Origin of the sequence: Streptomyces sp. NPDC048496 (assembly GCF_043200055.1) — a bacterium.
In the GTDB taxonomy this organism is placed as follows: Bacteria; Actinomycetota; Actinomycetes; order Streptomycetales; family Streptomycetaceae; genus Streptomyces.
Map to the genome: position 1 here is coordinate 32,375 of NZ_JBICXB010000047.1, position 16,131 is coordinate 48,505.

At 68.9% G+C, this 16,131-nt stretch carries 19 protein-coding genes, 3 tRNA genes and 1 pseudogene; 14 read left to right on the forward strand and 9 right to left on the reverse strand.

Annotation, left to right across the window (positions count from 1 at the left end):
- The first annotated feature begins 16 nt into the window (after positions 1-16).
- The 4 genes from ACGFSA_RS29075 (at position 17) to htpX (ending at position 4,744) form a co-directional block, all read left to right on the forward strand.
- Entirely contained in the window at positions 17-1,567 is a 1,551-nt protein-coding gene (locus tag ACGFSA_RS29075) for a NuoM family protein (protein ID WP_393309042.1), read from the forward strand.
- Positions 1,564-3,108, forward strand: coding sequence for an NADH-quinone oxidoreductase subunit N (locus tag ACGFSA_RS29080; RefSeq protein WP_393309025.1), 1,545 nt, complete (start codon positions 1,564-1,566; stop codon positions 3,106-3,108). Before ACGFSA_RS29075 ends, ACGFSA_RS29080 begins: the two co-directional genes overlap by 4 nt.
- A gap of 106 nt (positions 3,109-3,214) precedes the next feature.
- The gene (gene mscL / locus ACGFSA_RS29085) at positions 3,215-3,676 is read left to right on the forward strand and encodes a large conductance mechanosensitive channel protein MscL (protein ID WP_393309026.1); all 462 of its coding nucleotides are present in this window, start codon (positions 3,215-3,217) and stop codon (positions 3,674-3,676) included.
- A gap of 204 nt (positions 3,677-3,880) precedes the next feature.
- The gene (gene htpX / locus ACGFSA_RS29090) at positions 3,881-4,744 is read left to right on the forward strand and encodes a zinc metalloprotease HtpX (protein ID WP_393309027.1); all 864 of its coding nucleotides are present in this window, start codon (positions 3,881-3,883) and stop codon (positions 4,742-4,744) included.
- Between the two features lie 19 nt (positions 4,745-4,763).
- Here htpX and ACGFSA_RS29095 read toward each other — a convergent pair whose 3' ends face one another.
- Entirely contained in the window at positions 4,764-5,165 is a 402-nt protein-coding gene (locus ACGFSA_RS29095) for a YccF domain-containing protein (protein WP_266365332.1), read from the reverse strand.
- Between the two features lie 111 nt (positions 5,166-5,276).
- Between ACGFSA_RS29095 and ACGFSA_RS29100 the strand changes: the two genes are divergently transcribed.
- Together ACGFSA_RS29100 and ACGFSA_RS29105 are read left to right on the forward strand one after the other, a co-directional pair.
- Positions 5,277-5,834, forward strand: a complete 558-nt coding sequence (locus ACGFSA_RS29100; RefSeq protein WP_393309028.1) for an SMI1/KNR4 family protein — start codon at positions 5,277-5,279, stop codon at positions 5,832-5,834.
- A 99-nt stretch (positions 5,835-5,933) separates the two neighbouring features.
- Positions 5,934-6,206, forward strand: coding sequence for a GlsB/YeaQ/YmgE family stress response membrane protein (locus tag ACGFSA_RS29105; RefSeq protein ID WP_037687965.1), 273 nt, complete (start codon positions 5,934-5,936; stop codon positions 6,204-6,206).
- 15 nt (positions 6,207-6,221) lie between these two features.
- Here ACGFSA_RS29105 and ACGFSA_RS29110 read toward each other — a convergent pair whose 3' ends face one another.
- From ACGFSA_RS29110 to ACGFSA_RS29120, 3 genes are all read right to left on the reverse strand, one after another.
- Positions 6,222-6,881, reverse strand: a complete 660-nt coding sequence (locus tag ACGFSA_RS29110; RefSeq protein ID WP_393309029.1) for an alpha-ketoglutarate-dependent dioxygenase AlkB family protein — start codon at positions 6,879-6,881, stop codon at positions 6,222-6,224.
- Between the two features lie 60 nt (positions 6,882-6,941).
- Entirely contained in the window at positions 6,942-7,451 is a 510-nt protein-coding gene (locus ACGFSA_RS29115; RefSeq protein WP_393309030.1) for a methylated-DNA--[protein]-cysteine S-methyltransferase, read from the reverse strand.
- Positions 7,452-7,642: 191 nt separating this feature from the next.
- Positions 7,643-8,131, reverse strand: coding sequence for a YajQ family cyclic di-GMP-binding protein (locus ACGFSA_RS29120; RefSeq protein WP_030926258.1), 489 nt, complete (start codon positions 8,129-8,131; stop codon positions 7,643-7,645).
- A 170-nt stretch (positions 8,132-8,301) separates the two neighbouring features.
- Between ACGFSA_RS29120 and ACGFSA_RS29125 the strand changes: the two genes are divergently transcribed.
- Positions 8,302-8,383, forward strand: a tRNA-Tyr gene (locus tag ACGFSA_RS29125).
- 177 nt (positions 8,384-8,560) lie between these two features.
- On the opposite strand, the pseudogene ACGFSA_RS29130 reads toward ACGFSA_RS29125, so the two are convergent.
- Positions 8,561-8,770, reverse strand: a pseudogene (locus ACGFSA_RS29130) (site-specific integrase); the annotation flags it as partial.
- A 227-nt stretch (positions 8,771-8,997) separates the two neighbouring features.
- On the opposite strand from ACGFSA_RS29130, the gene ACGFSA_RS29135 reads away from it, so the two are divergent.
- Positions 8,998-9,369, forward strand: a complete 372-nt coding sequence (locus ACGFSA_RS29135) for a hypothetical protein (RefSeq protein WP_393309031.1) — start codon at positions 8,998-9,000, stop codon at positions 9,367-9,369.
- A gap of 264 nt (positions 9,370-9,633) precedes the next feature.
- On the opposite strand, the gene ACGFSA_RS29140 is transcribed toward ACGFSA_RS29135, so the two are convergent.
- The 3 genes from ACGFSA_RS29140 to ACGFSA_RS29150 all read right to left on the reverse strand — a co-directional run bounded on the left by ACGFSA_RS29140 (position 9,634) and on the right by ACGFSA_RS29150 (position 12,203).
- Positions 9,634-9,978, reverse strand: a complete 345-nt coding sequence (locus tag ACGFSA_RS29140; protein WP_393309032.1) for a hypothetical protein — start codon at positions 9,976-9,978, stop codon at positions 9,634-9,636.
- Between the two features lie 265 nt (positions 9,979-10,243).
- A complete protein-coding gene (locus ACGFSA_RS29145) occupies positions 10,244-10,900 on the reverse strand; it encodes an SDR family oxidoreductase (protein WP_393309033.1) in 657 nt (218 codons plus the stop codon).
- A gap of 34 nt (positions 10,901-10,934) precedes the next feature.
- Positions 10,935-12,203, reverse strand: coding sequence for an amidohydrolase family protein (locus ACGFSA_RS29150; protein WP_393309034.1), 1,269 nt, complete (start codon positions 12,201-12,203; stop codon positions 10,935-10,937).
- Positions 12,204-12,572: 369 nt separating this feature from the next.
- Between ACGFSA_RS29150 and ACGFSA_RS29155 the strand changes: the two genes are divergently transcribed.
- The 6 genes from ACGFSA_RS29155 to ACGFSA_RS29180 all read left to right on the forward strand — a co-directional run bounded on the left by ACGFSA_RS29155 (position 12,573) and on the right by ACGFSA_RS29180 (position 15,352).
- Positions 12,573-12,645, forward strand: a tRNA-Thr gene (locus ACGFSA_RS29155).
- A gap of 47 nt (positions 12,646-12,692) precedes the next feature.
- Positions 12,693-12,765: transfer RNA gene (locus ACGFSA_RS29160), tRNA-Met, on the forward strand.
- Positions 12,766-12,855: 90 nt separating this feature from the next.
- Entirely contained in the window at positions 12,856-13,020 is a 165-nt protein-coding gene (gene rpmG, locus ACGFSA_RS29165) for a 50S ribosomal protein L33 (protein ID WP_003956487.1), read from the forward strand.
- A 117-nt stretch (positions 13,021-13,137) separates the two neighbouring features.
- On the forward strand, positions 13,138-13,590 hold the full coding sequence (locus tag ACGFSA_RS29170) for a MaoC family dehydratase N-terminal domain-containing protein (RefSeq protein ID WP_393309035.1): 453 nt from the start codon (positions 13,138-13,140) through the stop codon (positions 13,588-13,590).
- On the forward strand, positions 13,590-14,018 hold the full coding sequence (locus ACGFSA_RS29175; protein WP_393309036.1) for a MaoC family dehydratase: 429 nt from the start codon (positions 13,590-13,592) through the stop codon (positions 14,016-14,018). The genes ACGFSA_RS29170 and ACGFSA_RS29175 overlap by 1 nt, the downstream gene beginning before the upstream one ends.
- A 278-nt stretch (positions 14,019-14,296) precedes the next feature.
- Complete coding sequence (locus ACGFSA_RS29180; RefSeq protein ID WP_393309037.1) at positions 14,297-15,352, forward strand: UDP-N-acetylmuramate dehydrogenase; 1,056 nt, start codon at positions 14,297-14,299, stop codon at positions 15,350-15,352.
- Between the two features lie 11 nt (positions 15,353-15,363).
- Here ACGFSA_RS29180 and ACGFSA_RS29185 read toward each other — a convergent pair whose 3' ends face one another.
- Positions 15,364-15,999: an NAD(P)-dependent oxidoreductase gene (locus ACGFSA_RS29185; protein ID WP_393309038.1), complete on the reverse strand. Its 636-nt coding sequence runs from the start codon at positions 15,997-15,999 to the stop codon at positions 15,364-15,366.
- Between the last annotated feature and the right edge of the window lie 132 nt (positions 16,000-16,131).

Consider the following 16,131-nt stretch of genomic DNA (forward strand, 5'->3'; position numbering starts at 1 on the left):
TATCAGCGAATCCGTGATGCAGTTCCTTCTCGCGTTCATCGTCGTCGGCCCGCTCATCGGCGCCGTCGCCGCTCTCCTGCCCGCCCCGCCCGGGCTGAAGGGAAAGAGCCCCGACCAGGCCGTGCTCCGCCACGGTGTGACCGTCACCGGCGCGATCCTCATCGCCGCGATCGTCCTGGCCCTCGGCTTCGACCACGACCACCCGTCGAAAATGCAGGCCACCACCGACATCAGCTGGATCCCGGCGCTCGACGTCCGCATCCACCTCGGCATCGACGGCATCTCGCTCCCCCTTCTCGTACTGACCGCGCTGCTGACCTTCCTCTGCGCGCTCTACAGCTACTTCAAAATGCCCGAGGGCCCCTCCCCGAAGGCCTTCGTCGCACTCGTCCTCGTCCTCGAGTCCGGCACCCTCGCGACCTTCGCCGTCCTCGACCTGCTGCTGTTCTTCCTGGCATTCGAGATGGTCCTCATCCCGATGTACTTCCTCATCGCCCGCTGGGGTGGCGCACAGAAGCAGGCCGCCGCCTGGAAGTTCATCCTCTACACACTGCTCGGCTCAGTGATCATGCTGCTGGGCCTGCTCCTCATCGGACTGACGAGCGGCACCTTCGACATGGTGGCACTCGCCACTGACAACGGCCGTGGGCTCACCTCGTCCGTGCAGGTCATCGCCGTTCTCGCCATCGGCATCGGACTCGCCGTCAAGGCCCCGATGTGGCCGCTGCACAGCTGGCTCCCGGACGCCCACACCGCCGCCCCGACCGTCGGCTCGGTGCTCCTCGCGGGCGTCCTGCTGAAGATGGGCACGTACGGATTCGTCCGCATCCTGCTCCCCATCACCCCCGACGGGATGCACACCTTCGCGCCCTACCTCGCCGCATTCGCCGTCGTCGGCATCGTCTACGGATCCCTCGCCTGCCTCGCGCTCGCCCGCCCCGGCTCCAAGGGCGACCTCAAACGCCTGATCGCGTACTCCTCCGTCGGCCACATGGGCTTCGTGCTCCTCGGCATCGCGAGCATGACCCCCACCGGCGTCAACGGCGCGCTCTTCGCCAACATCGCCCACGGCCTCATCACCGGCCTGCTGTTCTTCCTGGTCGGCGCAGTCAAGGACCGCTACGGCACCGCCGACCTCGACACCCTCTCCGGCGCCACCGGGGCCGCCCTCTACGGCCGCGCCCCCCGCCTCGGCGGTCTCCTCGCCTTCGCCGCCGTCGCCTCGCTCGGCCTGCCCGGCCTCGCCGGATTCTGGGGCGAGATGCTCGCCCTGTTCGGCGCCTTCGACCCGGCCGGCGGCCTCAGCCGCCCCGCCTTCCTCACCTTCATGTCGATCGGCGCGTTCGGCACCCTGCTCACCGCCGCGTACATGCTCATCGTCGTGCGCCGCGTCTGCATGGGCGAGAAGCGCGAGGAACCGCACCGCATCGCCGACATCCAGACGTACGAATTCGCCGCCTGGGCCCCGCTCGCCGCCCTCACCGTCCTCGCCGGCCTGTGGCCCGCCGTCCTCCTCGGCCTCACCGACCCGGCCGTGCAGAAGCTCCTCGCAGGAGGCAAGTCGTGACCACAGCGGCCGAGACCACCAGCCTCGTCCAGTCCGTCGACTGGCTCGCCATCGCGCCCCCCGTCATCGTCGCGACGGTCGCCCTGATCATCCTCGTCGCCGACCTCTTCCTCCCCCAGGAGCGCAAGCCGCTGCTCGGCTGGGCGACCATCGCCGGACTCGTTGCCGCACTCGCGTTCCTCGTCCCGCTGCGCGACGGCGACCACTCCACCTTCTGCCTCACCACCGGCACCGGCACGGCCTGCAGCTACACAGCCGACCACTTCGCCCTGGTCATCCAGTTCCTCGTCCTCGGCGGCGCCCTTCTCACCGCACTGCTCTCCCTCGGCTACACCCGCAAGCTCCCCGCGGGCGAGTTCTGGTTCCTGCTGCTGTCCTCCGCGGCCGGCGCCGCACTCCTGCCCGCCGCCCGCGACCTCGCCACCCTCGTCGTCGCCCTCGAAGTCGCCTCCCTGCCCGCCTTCGCCCTCGTCGGCATCAAGCGCGGCGACCGGCGCTCCTCCGAGTCAGCCCTGAAGTTCTTCCTCTCCTCCATCGTCGCGACCGCCGTCATGCTCCTCGGCGTCAGCTTCGTGTACGCGACAACCGGCACCCTCCACCTCACGGAACTCGCCACCCGCCTCGACAACGTCCCCGGTCAGCTCGACACCCTCGCCCAGGCGGGCGTCGCCCTCACCCTCGTCGGCTTCGCCTTCAAGACAGCCGCCGCACCCTTCCACTTCTGGGTCCCCGACACCTACGTCGGCGCCCCGCTCCCCGTCGCCGCCTACCTCTCGGTCGTCGGCAAAGCAGTCGGCTTCTCCGGGCTCATCCTCGTCACCGTGATCGGATTCCCGTCGTACGCCGACATCTGGGGACCCGCACTCGCCGTCGTCGCCGCACTCACCATGACCATCGGCAACGTCGCCGCTCTCCGGCAGACCGCCACCCGCGCCCGCAGCGCCGTACGCCTGCTCGCCTGGTCGTCCGTCGCCCAGGCCGGCTACCTCCTGGTGCCGATCGCCTCCGCCGCGTACTCCAGCGACGACCAGATCGGCTCCACCGTCGCCTACGCCCTCATGTACGCCGTTGTGAACCTCGGCGCCTTCGCGGTGGTCGCCCTCGTCTCCCGCACAAGCCCGGACAACCGTCTCTCCGACTACCGCGGCCTGTACGCAACCCGCCCCCTCGCCGCCCTCGCCATGGCCTTCTTCCTGCTCTGCCTCGCCGGACTGCCGCCAGGCATCGTCGGCCTCTTCGCCAAGGTCACGGTCTTCTCCGCCGCCGTCGGCGCGGGCCTCGGCTGGCTCGCGGTCGTCATGGCCGTCAACGTCGTGATCGCGCTCTACTACTACCTCCAGTGGACGGCGGCACTCTTCCGCGGACCGGAAGAGCCCGAGGCGGCGGCAGCCCCGGCAGGCACAGCGGGCACGGCACCCACCCTGCGCGTGACCGCACCGGCGTCCCTCACTGCCGCGATCGCCCTCACCGCCGCCGTCGGCATCGCGCTCTCCGGAGCCCCGCAGCTCGTGCTCAGGTTCGCCGCGGTCAACCTCTTCTGACCACGCACCGACCCCGCCCAAGATCGGCTTGCCCCGGCCGGACCACACAGGGCAGGGTCATGCCCGCACACCACGCATACGTACACACAAAAGAGGAGCCAGGGCAGTGCTGAACGGGTTCAAGGACTTCATCCTGCGCGGAAACGTGATCTCCATGGCGATCGGACTCGCCGTGGGAGCCGCGTTCACCGCAGTCGTCACAGGATTCAGCAACGCGTTCATCGTGCCGCTGATCGGAGTCATCACCCGAGGCACCGGAGACTTCAGCAAGGCCACCTTCCAGGTCGAGGGCGTGAAGTTCCCCTACGGCCTGTTCGTCAGCGCCTCCATCGCCTTCCTGATCACCGCCGCCGTCCTCTACTTCTGCGTCGTCGTCCCCATGGCGAAGGTCCAGAGCCGCTTCACAACCAAGGCCGAGGAGAAGGTCGACATCAAGGCCGCCCTGCGCGACTGCCCCCGCTGCTACACGGCCATCCCGGCCATCGCCTCCCGCTGCGCCCACTGCACCAGCGAGATCAAGCCCGACCCCGAGGCCCTCGCGCTCGCCGGAATCCCCGCCCAGCGCTGACACACTCCCGCGGCCGCCCGCACCGACACCCGTACGGCCCAGTGCCTGCTCCGGCCCGAACAGCCGGACAGGCCCCGCCCTCCGGCCGCACGCACAAGGGAACTAGCTCTCCTCGCCTGGCGTTGACCAGTACGGGAGGCTCCACTGGGGAGTGGAGCACCACCCAGCAAGGGTTCCCCTGCTGCACCACTTGGAGGGCGTACCGTGCACCGCCGGCACAACGGGCTGAGAACCGCCGTACTCCTCGGGGGCCTGTCCGCACTCATCATCGTCATCGGCAGTTTCTTCGGACGTACGGGCCTGATCGTCGCGCTCTTCGTAGCCGTCGGCACCAACGCCTACGCGTACTGGAACAGCGACAAACTCGCACTACGGGCCATGCGGGCCCGCCCGGTCAGCGAATTCGAGGCGCCACAGCTCTACCGCATGGTCCGCGAACTCTCCACCGCGGCCCGCCAACCCATGCCACGGCTCTACATCTCCCCGACCCAGGCACCCAACGCCTTCGCCACCGGCCGCAACCCGCGCAACGCGGCAGTGTGCTGCACCGAAGGCATCCTGCAGATCCTGGACGAGCGCGAACTGCGAGGCGTCCTCGGCCACGAACTCAGCCATGTCTACAACCGCGACATCCTGATCGCGTCAGTCGCCGGAGCACTCGCCTCCGTCGTGATGTTCCTGGTCAACTTCGCATGGCTGATCCCGGTCGGCCGGTCCAACGACGACGAAGGCCCCGGCATCTTCGGCATGCTGCTGATCATGATCCTCGGCCCGCTCGCCGCGAGCGTCATCCAACTCGCCGTCAGCCGCTCCCGCGAATACGAGGCAGACGCCTCGGGCGCCCAACTGACCGGCGACCCCCTGGCCCTCGCCAGTGCCCTGCGCAAACTGGACGCAGGAACGAAACAGCTCCCCCTGCCCCCCGAGCCGAAGATCGAGACCGCGAGCCACATGATGATCGCGAACCCCTTCCGCGCCGGCCAGGGCATGTCCAAGATGTTCTCCACGCACCCGCCGATGGCGGAGCGCATTGCCCGACTTGAGCAGATGGCAGGTCGTCGCCCGTGAGGACGATCCGTGCAGACTTCTAGCGGGCTCCGAACGCTTCGTCGGTCGTGACCACCTCTCGGCCCAGCGGCATGAGCGAGATGGGGATCATCTTCAGGTTTGCCCAGCCGAAGGGGATTCCGATGATCGACACAAACAGCGGGATGCTTGTGATCAGGTGCCCCAGTGCGAGCCACCACCCGGCGAAGACGAGCCAGATCACGTTACCGACGCACGAGGGCGCACCCGCGTCGGGCCGCTCCACGGTGGTCCGTCCGAATGGCCACAGCACGTAGCCGGCGATTCTCAGCGAGGCGATACCGAACGGGATCGTCACGATCAGGACGAAGCAGATGATCGCAGCGAGCAGGTAGCCAAGGGCCATCCAGAACCCACAGAAGACCACCCACAAGACGTTCAGGATCAGCTGTACGAGCTTCATGATCACTAGCCTTCCGCACGTTTCGCCTGTCAGGGCTGTTCAAGGCCAGTATCGGCCCCGGAGCCGAAGAGGGCTCGTCTGAATGTCAGTGCCGTCCTCCACCATGAACCCATGAACGACACCGAGCAGTTGCTGACGGCCGTGGAGAAGACAGCGCACACCACCCCACGGTGGGAGAAGTACTCCCTGCCGGCAGCTCTGTCCACCCAGGACATCGCCCAGGCCGAAGCGGCCCTCGGCTTCGCGCTGCCGCCACTGCTGACCGCCCTCTACACCCGGATCGCCAACGGCGGCTTCGGCCCGGAATACGGTCTGCTGCCCCTCACCGGCAGCCCCGCCCCCGACGGCGAGCACTCCGCCGTCGACCAGTACCTCGCCCACCGCAGATCCGCGAGCGAGGAGGGGCAGTGGCCGTGGCCGGAAGGTGTACTGCCGATATGCAGCCTGGGCTGCGGCATGTACAGCTGCGTGGACTGCCGCACCGACCGCACCACCGTCTTGCTCTTCGAGCCGAACGCCGATGAACCGCAGCACGCCTGGTACATCGACCAACCCGATCTCGCCACCTGGCTGCGCACATGGCTGGACGGAGCGGGCTGGTACGGGGAGGACGCCGACGACGAAGCAATGGACCTGCAGCCCTGGCCGGACTACAACACCCGCATATGAACGGGCTGTGAGCTGACGCTCATCCCGCTCAACCAGCAACCGTCCACGCCCACCCGGCGTCTTGGATTCCACAGCCAAGTGAAGGGTAGGTTCGGCAGCATGACCATTATCGGTTGGATCATTCTCGGACTGCTTGCCGGAGTCATTGCCAAGGTGCTGCTCCCGGGCCGCGACCCGGGCGGGCTGGTCGGCACCACCCTCATCGGAGTCGCCGGCGCCTTCATCGGTGGCTGGATCTCCTCACGCTTCCTCGACCACCCCATATCCAAGAACTTCTACGACACCGCGACATGGATCTCGGCCATCGGCGGCTCGCTGGTCCTGCTCATCGCCTACCGGCTGCTCTTCGGGAACTCCCGGGACCGCCACTGACATCCCGTCCGCGCCTCAGCCACCCAACCCGGTCTCGCGCAGGGTCAGATTGAGCCGGCCCCTGCTCATCCCCGTCGCGGGATCGGCCGTCCCCGGACAGACCTTCGGCACACCGTGGAATGCGAAGCGTGACTCCCCACCGAAGACGAACAGGTCACCGGAAGCCAACTCCACATCCGTATAAGGCCGTCCACGGTCCTCCGTGTTGCCGAAGCGGAAGACACACGTATCACCGATGCTGAGCGAGACCACCGGCGCACCGGACCGCTCCTCCTTGTCCTGGTGCATGCCCATCCTCGCCGCGCCGTCATAAAAATTGATCAGCGCGGTGTCCGGCGCGTACGTCCCGACCGGACTCTCCTCCCCGTACGCCTCGACCAGCGCCGCCCGCCCCAACTCCGCCAGCCAGTCCGGAAAATCGGCGACCCGCGCCCCGTTCACATCATCCGCGGTCCGCGAATACCGGTACGGCAGCCAGTGCCACCCCACACAGACCGTCTGGACGGACATCACCCCTCCACCCGGCAACACCGTGTGCCGCAGTGGCACCGGCCCCCGCGCCCACTCCCGGCAGGCCTCGACCAGCATCCGCTGGCGCTCCACCGGCAACCACTCCGGCACATGCACGGCACCCGGCGCCACGACAGTCCGCGGCCTCGGGAAGAGACCCGCCATTTCGCCCACCGCCCATCCGTGCACAGCCGCTCGGCGCGCAACGCTCGGCACACAGGCCGCTCAGCGCGCCGCCAGAGCGCCTTCCAGCCCCAGAAGCCGCTCCTTGCGCTCCAGCCCGCCCGCGTAACCCCGCAGGGCCCCGTCCGCACCGATCACCCGGTGGCACGGGCGCACGACCAGCAGCGGATTGCGGCCGATCGCCGTCCCCACGGCCCGCACACCCGCCCCGGGTGTGCCGATCCGCTCGGCGATCTGCCCGTAGGACACCGTCTCCCCGTACGGGACGGTGTCCAGCGCGCTCCACACCCGGCGCTGGAACTCCGTGCCCCGACCCTCCGCGTACGTGATGTCGAAGCAGGTCAGCCGCCCCGCGAAATACGCCCTCAGCTGCGCGGCGATCCCGGCGAAGGCCTCCGGCGCGTGGATCCACCCGTCCTGGACGACCGCGGCGCCCTTCTGGCCCGGCAGGGAGAGCGAGGCGAGCGCCACACCGTCGGCCGCGGCTGGTGATTCCTCGCCGACCAGCAGCAGTTCACCCAGTGGGCTGTCGACGGTCGCGTACATGGTCATGGCCGGTCCCTCTCTTCTCCGTACAGGGCGACGAATCACCCGCATCGCCGTTCCATACGGACAAGTCTGCGACCGCCCGCCACCCGCGACCGGCGGTATTCGGACATCACATCCGATGGGGTGCGAGGCGGGCCGGTGCGCACCCCCCGGCCTGCCCCACCCGCGCCCGGACGGACGACCGGAGGACGGATTTACCGGTAGTTCACGAACTGCACGGCGAAGTCGAAGTCCTGGCCCTTCAGCAGCGCCTGCACGGCCTGCAGGTCGTCCCGGCTCTTCGAGCTGACCCGCAGCTCGTCGCCCTGGACCTGCGCCTTGACGCCCTTCGGGCCCTCATCGCGAATGATCTTCGCCACCTTCTTGGCGTTCTCCTGGGAGATGCCTTCCTCGATCGTGGCGAAGATCTTGTACTCCTTGCCGGACAGCTGCGGCTCGCCCGCGTCCAGCGACTTGAGCGAGATGCCCCGCTTGATCAGCTTGGACTGGAAGATGTCGAGGATCGCCTTGACCCGCTCCTCGCCGTTCGCCTCCATGAGGATCTTCTCGCCGGACCAGGAGATCGAGGCGCCCGTGCCCTTGAAGTCGTAGCGCTGCGAGATCTCCTTGGCGGCCTGGTTGAGGGCGTTGTCGACCTCCTGCCGCTCGACCTTCGAGACGATGTCGAAACTGGAGTCGGCCATGACGTGTGGCTCCTTGCGTCGAATGCTTGTGGGGTACGACGTAAAGCCTAGCCATCGCCCAGCGCCACGAGTACTGATCAATCAGGTGGCGGAGCACCCCACGTCATCAGGTATCGTTTACGTCGTCGCCAAGGAGCCCCCGCTCAACGGAGTTCCAAGGCGTCGTTCGAGGCGGTGTGCCCGAGTGGCCAAAGGGAGCAGACTGTAAATCTGCCGGCTCAGCCTACCCAGGTTCGAACCCTGGCGCCGCCACCGAACGGGAAACCCCGTCCGACCTGCTTAAAACCCAGGTCGGACGGGGTTTCTTCGTTGGTGCGGACGTGATCGCAGCGCGTGTCGAAATGCACGCTTGTCTCACCAGGTCCCGCCCGAATCCCACCCCTGATCAGGCCATGTCCCCCAGGTGTCCCCCAAGGGAGGATCCCTCTCTCACTCGGGCTCGTTCCACTCTCCCAGCGCAGTGTCGATCCGGTGGTTCGCACGCTCCTGCGTCTGCGCGAGAACCTTCGCGTAGACGCGGAAGAGGACCGCGATCGTATGCCCCGCCCGCCGCGCACACTCCATCGGGTCCACGGCGGGACTCGGCCAGAACGAGACCCCGGCATGGCGAAGACCATAGGGACGACGCGCGAGGAGGGACACGTGAGCCGCCACCTGCATCCGAGAGACGGCAACTCTGAACGGGAAAGGTTGCCTGATCCTGGCAGTGAGCTCCAGCGCGATCAAGTGCAACGATGCCCCCCGCGTCAGAAGTCGCACACAACGTAGGGCGGCGGCGTGGAAGTTGAGCCGGCCGGATTCGACGACGCGGCGGGGATGCGTCCGCCCACCGGACGGACAGCCACTATGTGGTCAAGGTAGGAATCATGCTGACAAGGACACTGCCCCCTGAGCAGTGGTGGATAGGCGCCGTCATCTCCGGCGTCGTCTTTATGATAGCCGTGCACCCCATGGCGACCACGGCGAAGATGAAGCTGCGCCTGCCCTTGATACCCCTTGGCGTCGGCGCCTTCCTCTTCCTCGATACAGCGGGAGACGAGGATGCGTATCCGGTGGTCTGGTTCACGGCCATCATGATCACCTTTGTGGTGGTGAGGATCATCTTCGCCTCGTATCTCCGCCGTCAGTTCGCCCTGGTGCGTTCAGGACAGCGGATGCAAGCACTGACGGGCAGGCAACAGGCGGTCTTCTGGTTCACCTTCTTGGTCGTCACAGTTGCCGTGGTTGTCGTCATCTGAGTTCCCCATGACTGCAGACGCCGACGCCTGCCCCCCTGGCGGTACGGGAAGCGGTCATCAGGTGGCGGTGCGGTCCAGGCGCGGGCATCTCACCTCTTTGAGTGCCAGCGTGATCACCTCGGGGGCGAAGCCTTGATCAGGCGCGAGAACAGGTAGGTGATGACGACGGAGACGGTCACACGGCGTGCAAACCCCGAGGGCGCCCGGCAGCGGAGAAATGGCAGCTCAGAGGTGCCAAGTGGAGCCCGCTGTAAATCTGCCGACTCACCCTACCGTGGTGCGATTGCGCTCCAGGCGTAGCTCCGCCACCGCGTCCACGGCACTGTGCGCGGCCACCTCGTCGCCTGCGGCCTGTCCGATGAAGAACTGGTCGTCCGTGGCCGACAGCGGCACCAGCGCCGGTACCCGCGGTCCCTGCCGCTCGATCTCGAAGCGGTCGCTGGGCAACTGTTGTCCGCTGCCCAGCATCCGCCCGATCCTCCGCCGGTACGAACGGCCCGTCACGGGGTCCGCGCACTCCTGAGGAGTCCGTCCGGTCAGCAGTGAGTCGACGATGGCCATCCGGTGGGCCGCTGCGCGCAATTGACGTGCGGCCAGTTCGGCGCCCATGCAGGCGATGCGTGACGAGCCGGCCGCGCCCGGGGGAAGCGCGGCCGGGCCCCACAGCCGGCGGCAGGCGGTACAGCCCTGGGCGGACAGTTTTTGCCGCTGGGAGTCTCGTCCGCGGTGAGCGCCGTCAGTGACGTCCGGTCCCAGTGGGCATCGATCGTCGCCTGCCCGATGTCGGCGACGAGGCTGCTCAGCCGGCCCACCCGTTGCGCGAGTCGGCGTCCGGTCAGCTGTTCGCCGGTGTCCTCGCGGAGGCCGCGCGCGCTCAGTTCCCCGCGACGTCCTTCATCGCCACTGACAACGGCACGTGCCCCGAGATCAGTTCCAGGGTCAGTCCCGCCGTCGCCGGGGTGTCCAGCAGTTCCAGCAGCGCCGCCGCCACGTCGTCGCGCGGTACCGTTCCGCGCCCCGTCGAGGCTGCCAGCAGAACCTGCCCCTTGCCCGCGTCGTCGGTGAGCATTCCGGGGCGCAGGATCGTCCAGTCGAGTGCGGTCCTGGAGCGTACGTAAGCGTCGGCGGCGCCCTTGGCCCGCAGGTACACGTCGAAGACCTCGTCGCCCGGGTGGTCCGGATCGGCGCCCATCGAGGAGACCACGATGTAGCGCCGTACGCCCGCGCGTTCCGCCGCGTCCGCGAACAGCACTGCCGCGCCGCGGTCCACCGTGTCCTTGCGGGCCGTACCGCTGTTCGGGCCCGCGCCGGCCGCGAAGACCGCCGCGTCGGCGCCGCGCAACACCTCGGCCACTTCTTCCACGGAGGCCGATTCGAGGTCCAGGACGACCGGTTCGGCGCCCGCCGACCGGAGGTCCCCGCCCTGTTCCGGGTTGCGGATGATGCCGACCGCTTCATCTCCGCGCGCAGCGAGCAGCCGCTCCAGCCGCAGCGCGATCTGACCATGTCCACCTGCGATGACAATGCGCATAGTCACGACCGTACGCCGCGGCGCGCCGCCCCGCTCAGGACCCGCCGCCCGGCCCGGGTTCAGGGCGGGCCTGGCGGGGCAGATCGAGTGCGACGACGGTCTCGGAGTCGCAGTACTCGCGGACCGCGCTGGTGCGGGCCACCACGCGTCCGCGGTGCACGACGATCCGGCTGTACGCGAGCGAGAGCGCGCCGGAGAGCTGTTCCCCGCGTACGGCGAGGAGTTCGGCGGGGAAGCCTGCCTCGACGCGGATCTCGGGCAGCCCCATGGCCTTCCTGGCGGCCGTGGAGACGGCGTCGTACGCGTCCTCGGGGCGTAGGCCGCTCTGTGAGGCGAGCAGGTAGGCGGCCTCCAGCGGGTCTCCGCGGCCCACGGGGTTCGCGACGTCGCGCAGTGCCCCGCTGCCTGCCGCTGTGCGCACGCCGGCGGCGCGCAGCAGCCGTACGGGCGCGGTGCCCCTGCGTTCGGCGCCGCAGCAGCCGCCCTGGGGGAGGCAGATCACGGTCACTTCGGCGGCGGCGAGCCGATCGGCGGTGCGGGCCGCGGTTTCCGGGGGGAGCCGGTCGAGGCCGGCGCAGGGACCCATGGAGACACCGGGCCGGTGTCCGGCGGCCATGGTGGCGAGCCGGGCGAGGTGGGCGGGGTCGTCGCCGTCCATGTGCAGGTCGACGGGGCAGTGGTGTTCAGCGGCGATCTCCAGGACGGCTTCGGTGTATCCGGCCGGGTCGGGGTCGAGCTCGGGGCAGCCGCCGATCACGCCGGCTCCTGTTTTCACCGCGTCGCGCAGCATGGCGAGGCTGTCGGCGCCTGCGATTCCGGTGAGCAGGCGGGGTACGGCGACCGGGGTCAGTTCGGTGAGTCCGTGCAGGGAGCGGCGTGCCTGGAGTACTGCTTCGAGGCCGGCGAGTCCGGTGACGTCCCCGATCCGTACGTGTGAGCGCAGGGCGGTGGCGCCGTGGCCGAGTTGCAGCAGGGCGGCTTCGGTGGCGCGGCGCTGGATGTCCTCGGGGTGGTGCGAGGCGGGTCCGGTGCTGTCGGGGCCGGTGCTGTCGGCGGTGAGCGCGGTGTCGCTGTGGGCGTGGGGTTCCGCGGGGGCGGGGAGCAGGAGATAGCCGCGCAGGTCGACGCGGGGGCCGGGGGCGGTCAGGCTGCCCGTGGTGCCGACGGCCTCGATGCGGCCGCGGCCGAGCCGTACGTCGACGACGCGGCCGTCGGTGAGCCGGGCGCCGCACAGGATCAGGGCGTTGGCTTCGGTGGCGGCGTCGGCGGCGTCGCCGGGCTGCGGCGGCCGGCTGTCGGGCATCGCGCTCCTGGGAGGGTTACAAGATCACGCAGAGTGGGTCGAGCCTAGGGGCGCGTTCGTCCCGGTTCGAGGAGGAGGGAAATAGTCGTACCGGTGTGGCCTCGTGAGGTGTGCGCGGCGGGTGGGAGGGGTCGGCGCGGTGACTGTTCCGAGGCCGGCCGGGCGTGGCTCGCGGCGCTGGTCGGGTTGCCGGTCACGTGCTGATCAGGCGGCGGTTCCGGCCGCCGGCCGGGCTCCCGGCCGGTCCTCCGCCCGTCGTGGATCGGGGGTCGGGCGGGGGATCGGGGGAGGGCCGGCCATCGCTGCGGCGGGGGGCTCCGAAACGGATTTGGGCGATCGGCGGAGGACCGTGTAATGTCTTCATCGCTCGCCCCAATAGCTCAGTCGGTAGAGCGTCTCCATGGTAAGGAGAAGGTCTACGGTTCGATTCCGTATTGGGGCTCTGGTGATCGGAGAACCCCGCCTCGCGGCGGGGGGATCCGTCATCAAAGCGGTGTAGCTCAGTCGGTAGAGCAAGCGGCTCATAATCGCTGTGTCACCGGTTCAAGTCCGGTCACCGCTACGCATCGGTAGCCGATTGTGGGGTCGGTCCTTCGATCGGCTACTCTTTTTTGCGTTCATCCGTTCATCCGTCCGTCCAAGGAGCACTCACGTGGCTGCCACCGACGTCCGCCCGAAGATCACGCTGGCCTGCGTGGAGTGCAAGGAGCGGAACTACATCACCAAGAAGAACCGGCGTAACAACCCGGACCGTCTTGAGATGAAGAAGCACTGCCCGCGCTGCAACTCGCACACTGCGCACCGCGAAACGCGCTGAATCAGGCTCGTACACGAGGCCGTCCCCACTGGGGGCGGCCTCGTGTCGTTGTATAGGACTGTCCCGTACAGGGTTGTTCATCGGCCTTTTCGTCTTTCATCAGGAGGTAGCGAGCCCATGGCGCTCGACCAGTCCTTCGTCGGGCGGACCTATCCGCCCACCGCGCCGTACGAGGTCGGCCGGGAGAAGATCCGTGAGTTTGCCGAGGCGGTGGGAGACACGAATCCCGCGTACGTCGATCCGGCGGCCGCCCGGGCGCTCGGGCATTCCGATGTGATCGCGCCGCCCACTTTTGTCTTCTCGATCACTTTCAAGGCTGCGGGGCAGGTGGTGCAGGACCCGCAGCTGGGCCTGGACTACAGCCGTGTGGTGCACGGTGACCAGAAGTTCGCGTACACGCGTCCGGTGCGGGCGGGGGATCGGCTGACGGTCACTTCGACGATCGAGGGAGTCAAGTCCATGGCGGGCAACGACATCCTCGACATCCGTGGTGAGGTCCATGACGAGGCCGGCGAGCATGTCGTGACCGCGTGGACGAAGCTGGTGGCGCGCGCCGCCGAGGAGGCGTGATGACGGCGAAGGTGAGTTACGAATCGGTCGAGGTCGGTACGGAGCTGCCGGCGCAGTCCTTCCGGGTGACCCGCGCGACGCTGGTGCGGTACGCGGGCGCCTCCGGTGACTTCAACCCGATCCACTGGAACGAGAAGTTCGCCCTCGAGGTCGGGCTGCCTGATGTGATCGCGCACGGCATGTTCACCATGGCCGAGGCGATCCGGGTGGTCACGGACTGGGTCGGTGACCCGGGTGCGGTCGTCGAGTACGGCGTGCGGTTCACCAAGCCGGTCGTCGTGCCGAACGACGACAAGGGTGCGCTGATCGAGGTCGGTGCCAAGGTGGCGGCCCTGCTGGACGACAAGCAGGTGCGGGTGGACCTGACGGTGATGAGCGAGGGCAAGAAGGTGCTGGGGATGTCCCGCGCCGTTGTGCGGCTCGCCTGAGCCGTTGACGGGCCACGTTCATGAGTACGGGCCACGTTCATGAGTGAGGGGCACTCTCCGCTGGGGGGTGCCCCTTGCCCGTGCTCGCGAGGCCCTCGCGCTCGTGGCACTGCTGATCCCGGGCCGCCGCCCCGCACCGGCGGCGGAACCGGAGCCGGTCGAGGAGCGGTCCGCCGTCGCCGCCTGATCCGCGGCGCGGTCCGGTCCGACCCGGCAGCCCTGTGTACGGTCCGTGGCCCCGCCCGAGCGGTGGCGCCGCGGACCGTACTCTTGTCCCCGTGCTGGAACTCCACGACGCCCCCCTCGCCCCCCTGACCACCTTCCGGCTCGGCGGCCCCGCGGCCCGCCTCCTCACGGCAACGACGGACGCCGAGGTGGTCGCAGCCGTGCGCGAGGCCGACGAGGACGGCACTCCGCTCCTCGTCGTCGGCGGCGGCAGCAACCTGATCATCGGCGACAAGGGCTTCGACGGCACCGCCCTGCGCATCGCGACCAAGGGCTTCGCGCTCTCCGGTACGACGCTGGAACTGGCCGCCGGAGAGATCTGGACGGACGCCGTCACCCGCACGGTCGAAGCCGGTCTCGCGGGCATCGAGTGCCTGGCCGGAATCCCCGGCTCGGCGGGTGCGACGCCGATCCAGAACGTCGGTGCGTACGGCCAGGAGGTCGCGTCGACCATCACGGAGGTCGTCGCCTACGACCGGTACACCCGCGAAACGGTCACCATCCCGAACACCGAGTGCGCATTCTCGTACCGCCACAGCCGCTTCAAGGCCGAACCCGAACGCTTCGTGGTGCTGCGTGTCCGCTTCGAGCTGGAAGACGCGGGCGGCCTCTCCGCGCCCCTCACGTACCCCGAAACGGCCCGTGCCATGGGTGTCGGACAGGGCGACCGGGTGCCCGCGGCGGCGGCCCGTGAGACCGTGCTGCGGCTCCGGGCCGGCAAGGGCATGGTGCTCGACCCGGAGGACCACGACACTTGGTCGGCAGGGTCCTTCTTCACCAACCCGATCCTCGACGGTGCGCAGTACGAGTCGTTCCTCGCCCGGGCCAAGGACCGGCTCGGCCCCGAGGCGACGCCCCCCGCCTTCCCCGCGGACGGGGGACGCACCAAGACCTCGGCCGCCTGGCTCATCGACCGGGCCGGTTTCACCAAGGGGTACGGAACCGGGCCCGCCCGCATCTCCACCAAGCACACGCTCGCCCTCACCAACCGCGGCGGGGCGACCACCGAGGACCTGCTCGCGCTCGCCCGCGAGGTCGTCGCGGGCGTTCACGACGCCTTCGGCGTCACGCTCGTCAACGAACCGGTGACGGTCGGCGTCACCCTCTGACGGGTGTGGCGTCAGTACGCCACGCCCACGCCCTGCTTCACCGCCGCCGGATCGTCGATCAGCGCCAGCATCGCGTGCGCCACATCGGCCCGGGAGATGGACCGGCCGCTGCGCGGATTGCTGCCGTAGACCGTCCGGTACGTCCCGGTCAGCGGCCCGTTGGTGAGCTTCGGCGGCCGGACCGACGTCCAGTCCGTCGCGCTGCGGGCCAGTGCGGTCTCCATCAGCGTCAGGTCGGCATAGACCTCCTTGAGGATCACCCCGATCGCCTTCAGCACGATCCGGTCCAGCAACGGATCGTCCGCGGGCGTCGGCGCGACCGGGGCCGCGCTCACCACGAGCAGCCGCCGCGTCCCCTCCGCCTCCATCGCGCGCAGCACCGAGCCGGTGAGCCGCTCGGCGATCCCGTCGGCCCTCCGGCCGCGCGAGCCGAGTCCGGAGAGTACCGCGTCCCGCCCGGCGACGGCTTCGCGCAGTGCCTCCGGATCATCGATCCGCGCCGCTGCGTGGACCGTGACGTCGGAGAGCGGGACCGGCAGCCGTGCCGGATCGCGGACCACTGCCGTCACGTCATGGTCCGCGGCCACCGCCTGGCGGACGATTTCCTGGCCGATGCCGCCTGTCGCGCCGAACACCGTGAGTCTCATTGCGCACCCTCCCCGGGTGGGTAAGTCTTCACTCACCCCTAGTAGGGCTTTGTTAGGTTCTGTGGTGGGGTTCGGGTGTCGGGGCAGGTTGGCCGCATATGGAGCAGGCGCCGGTCCAGGTGGCCAGGAGGG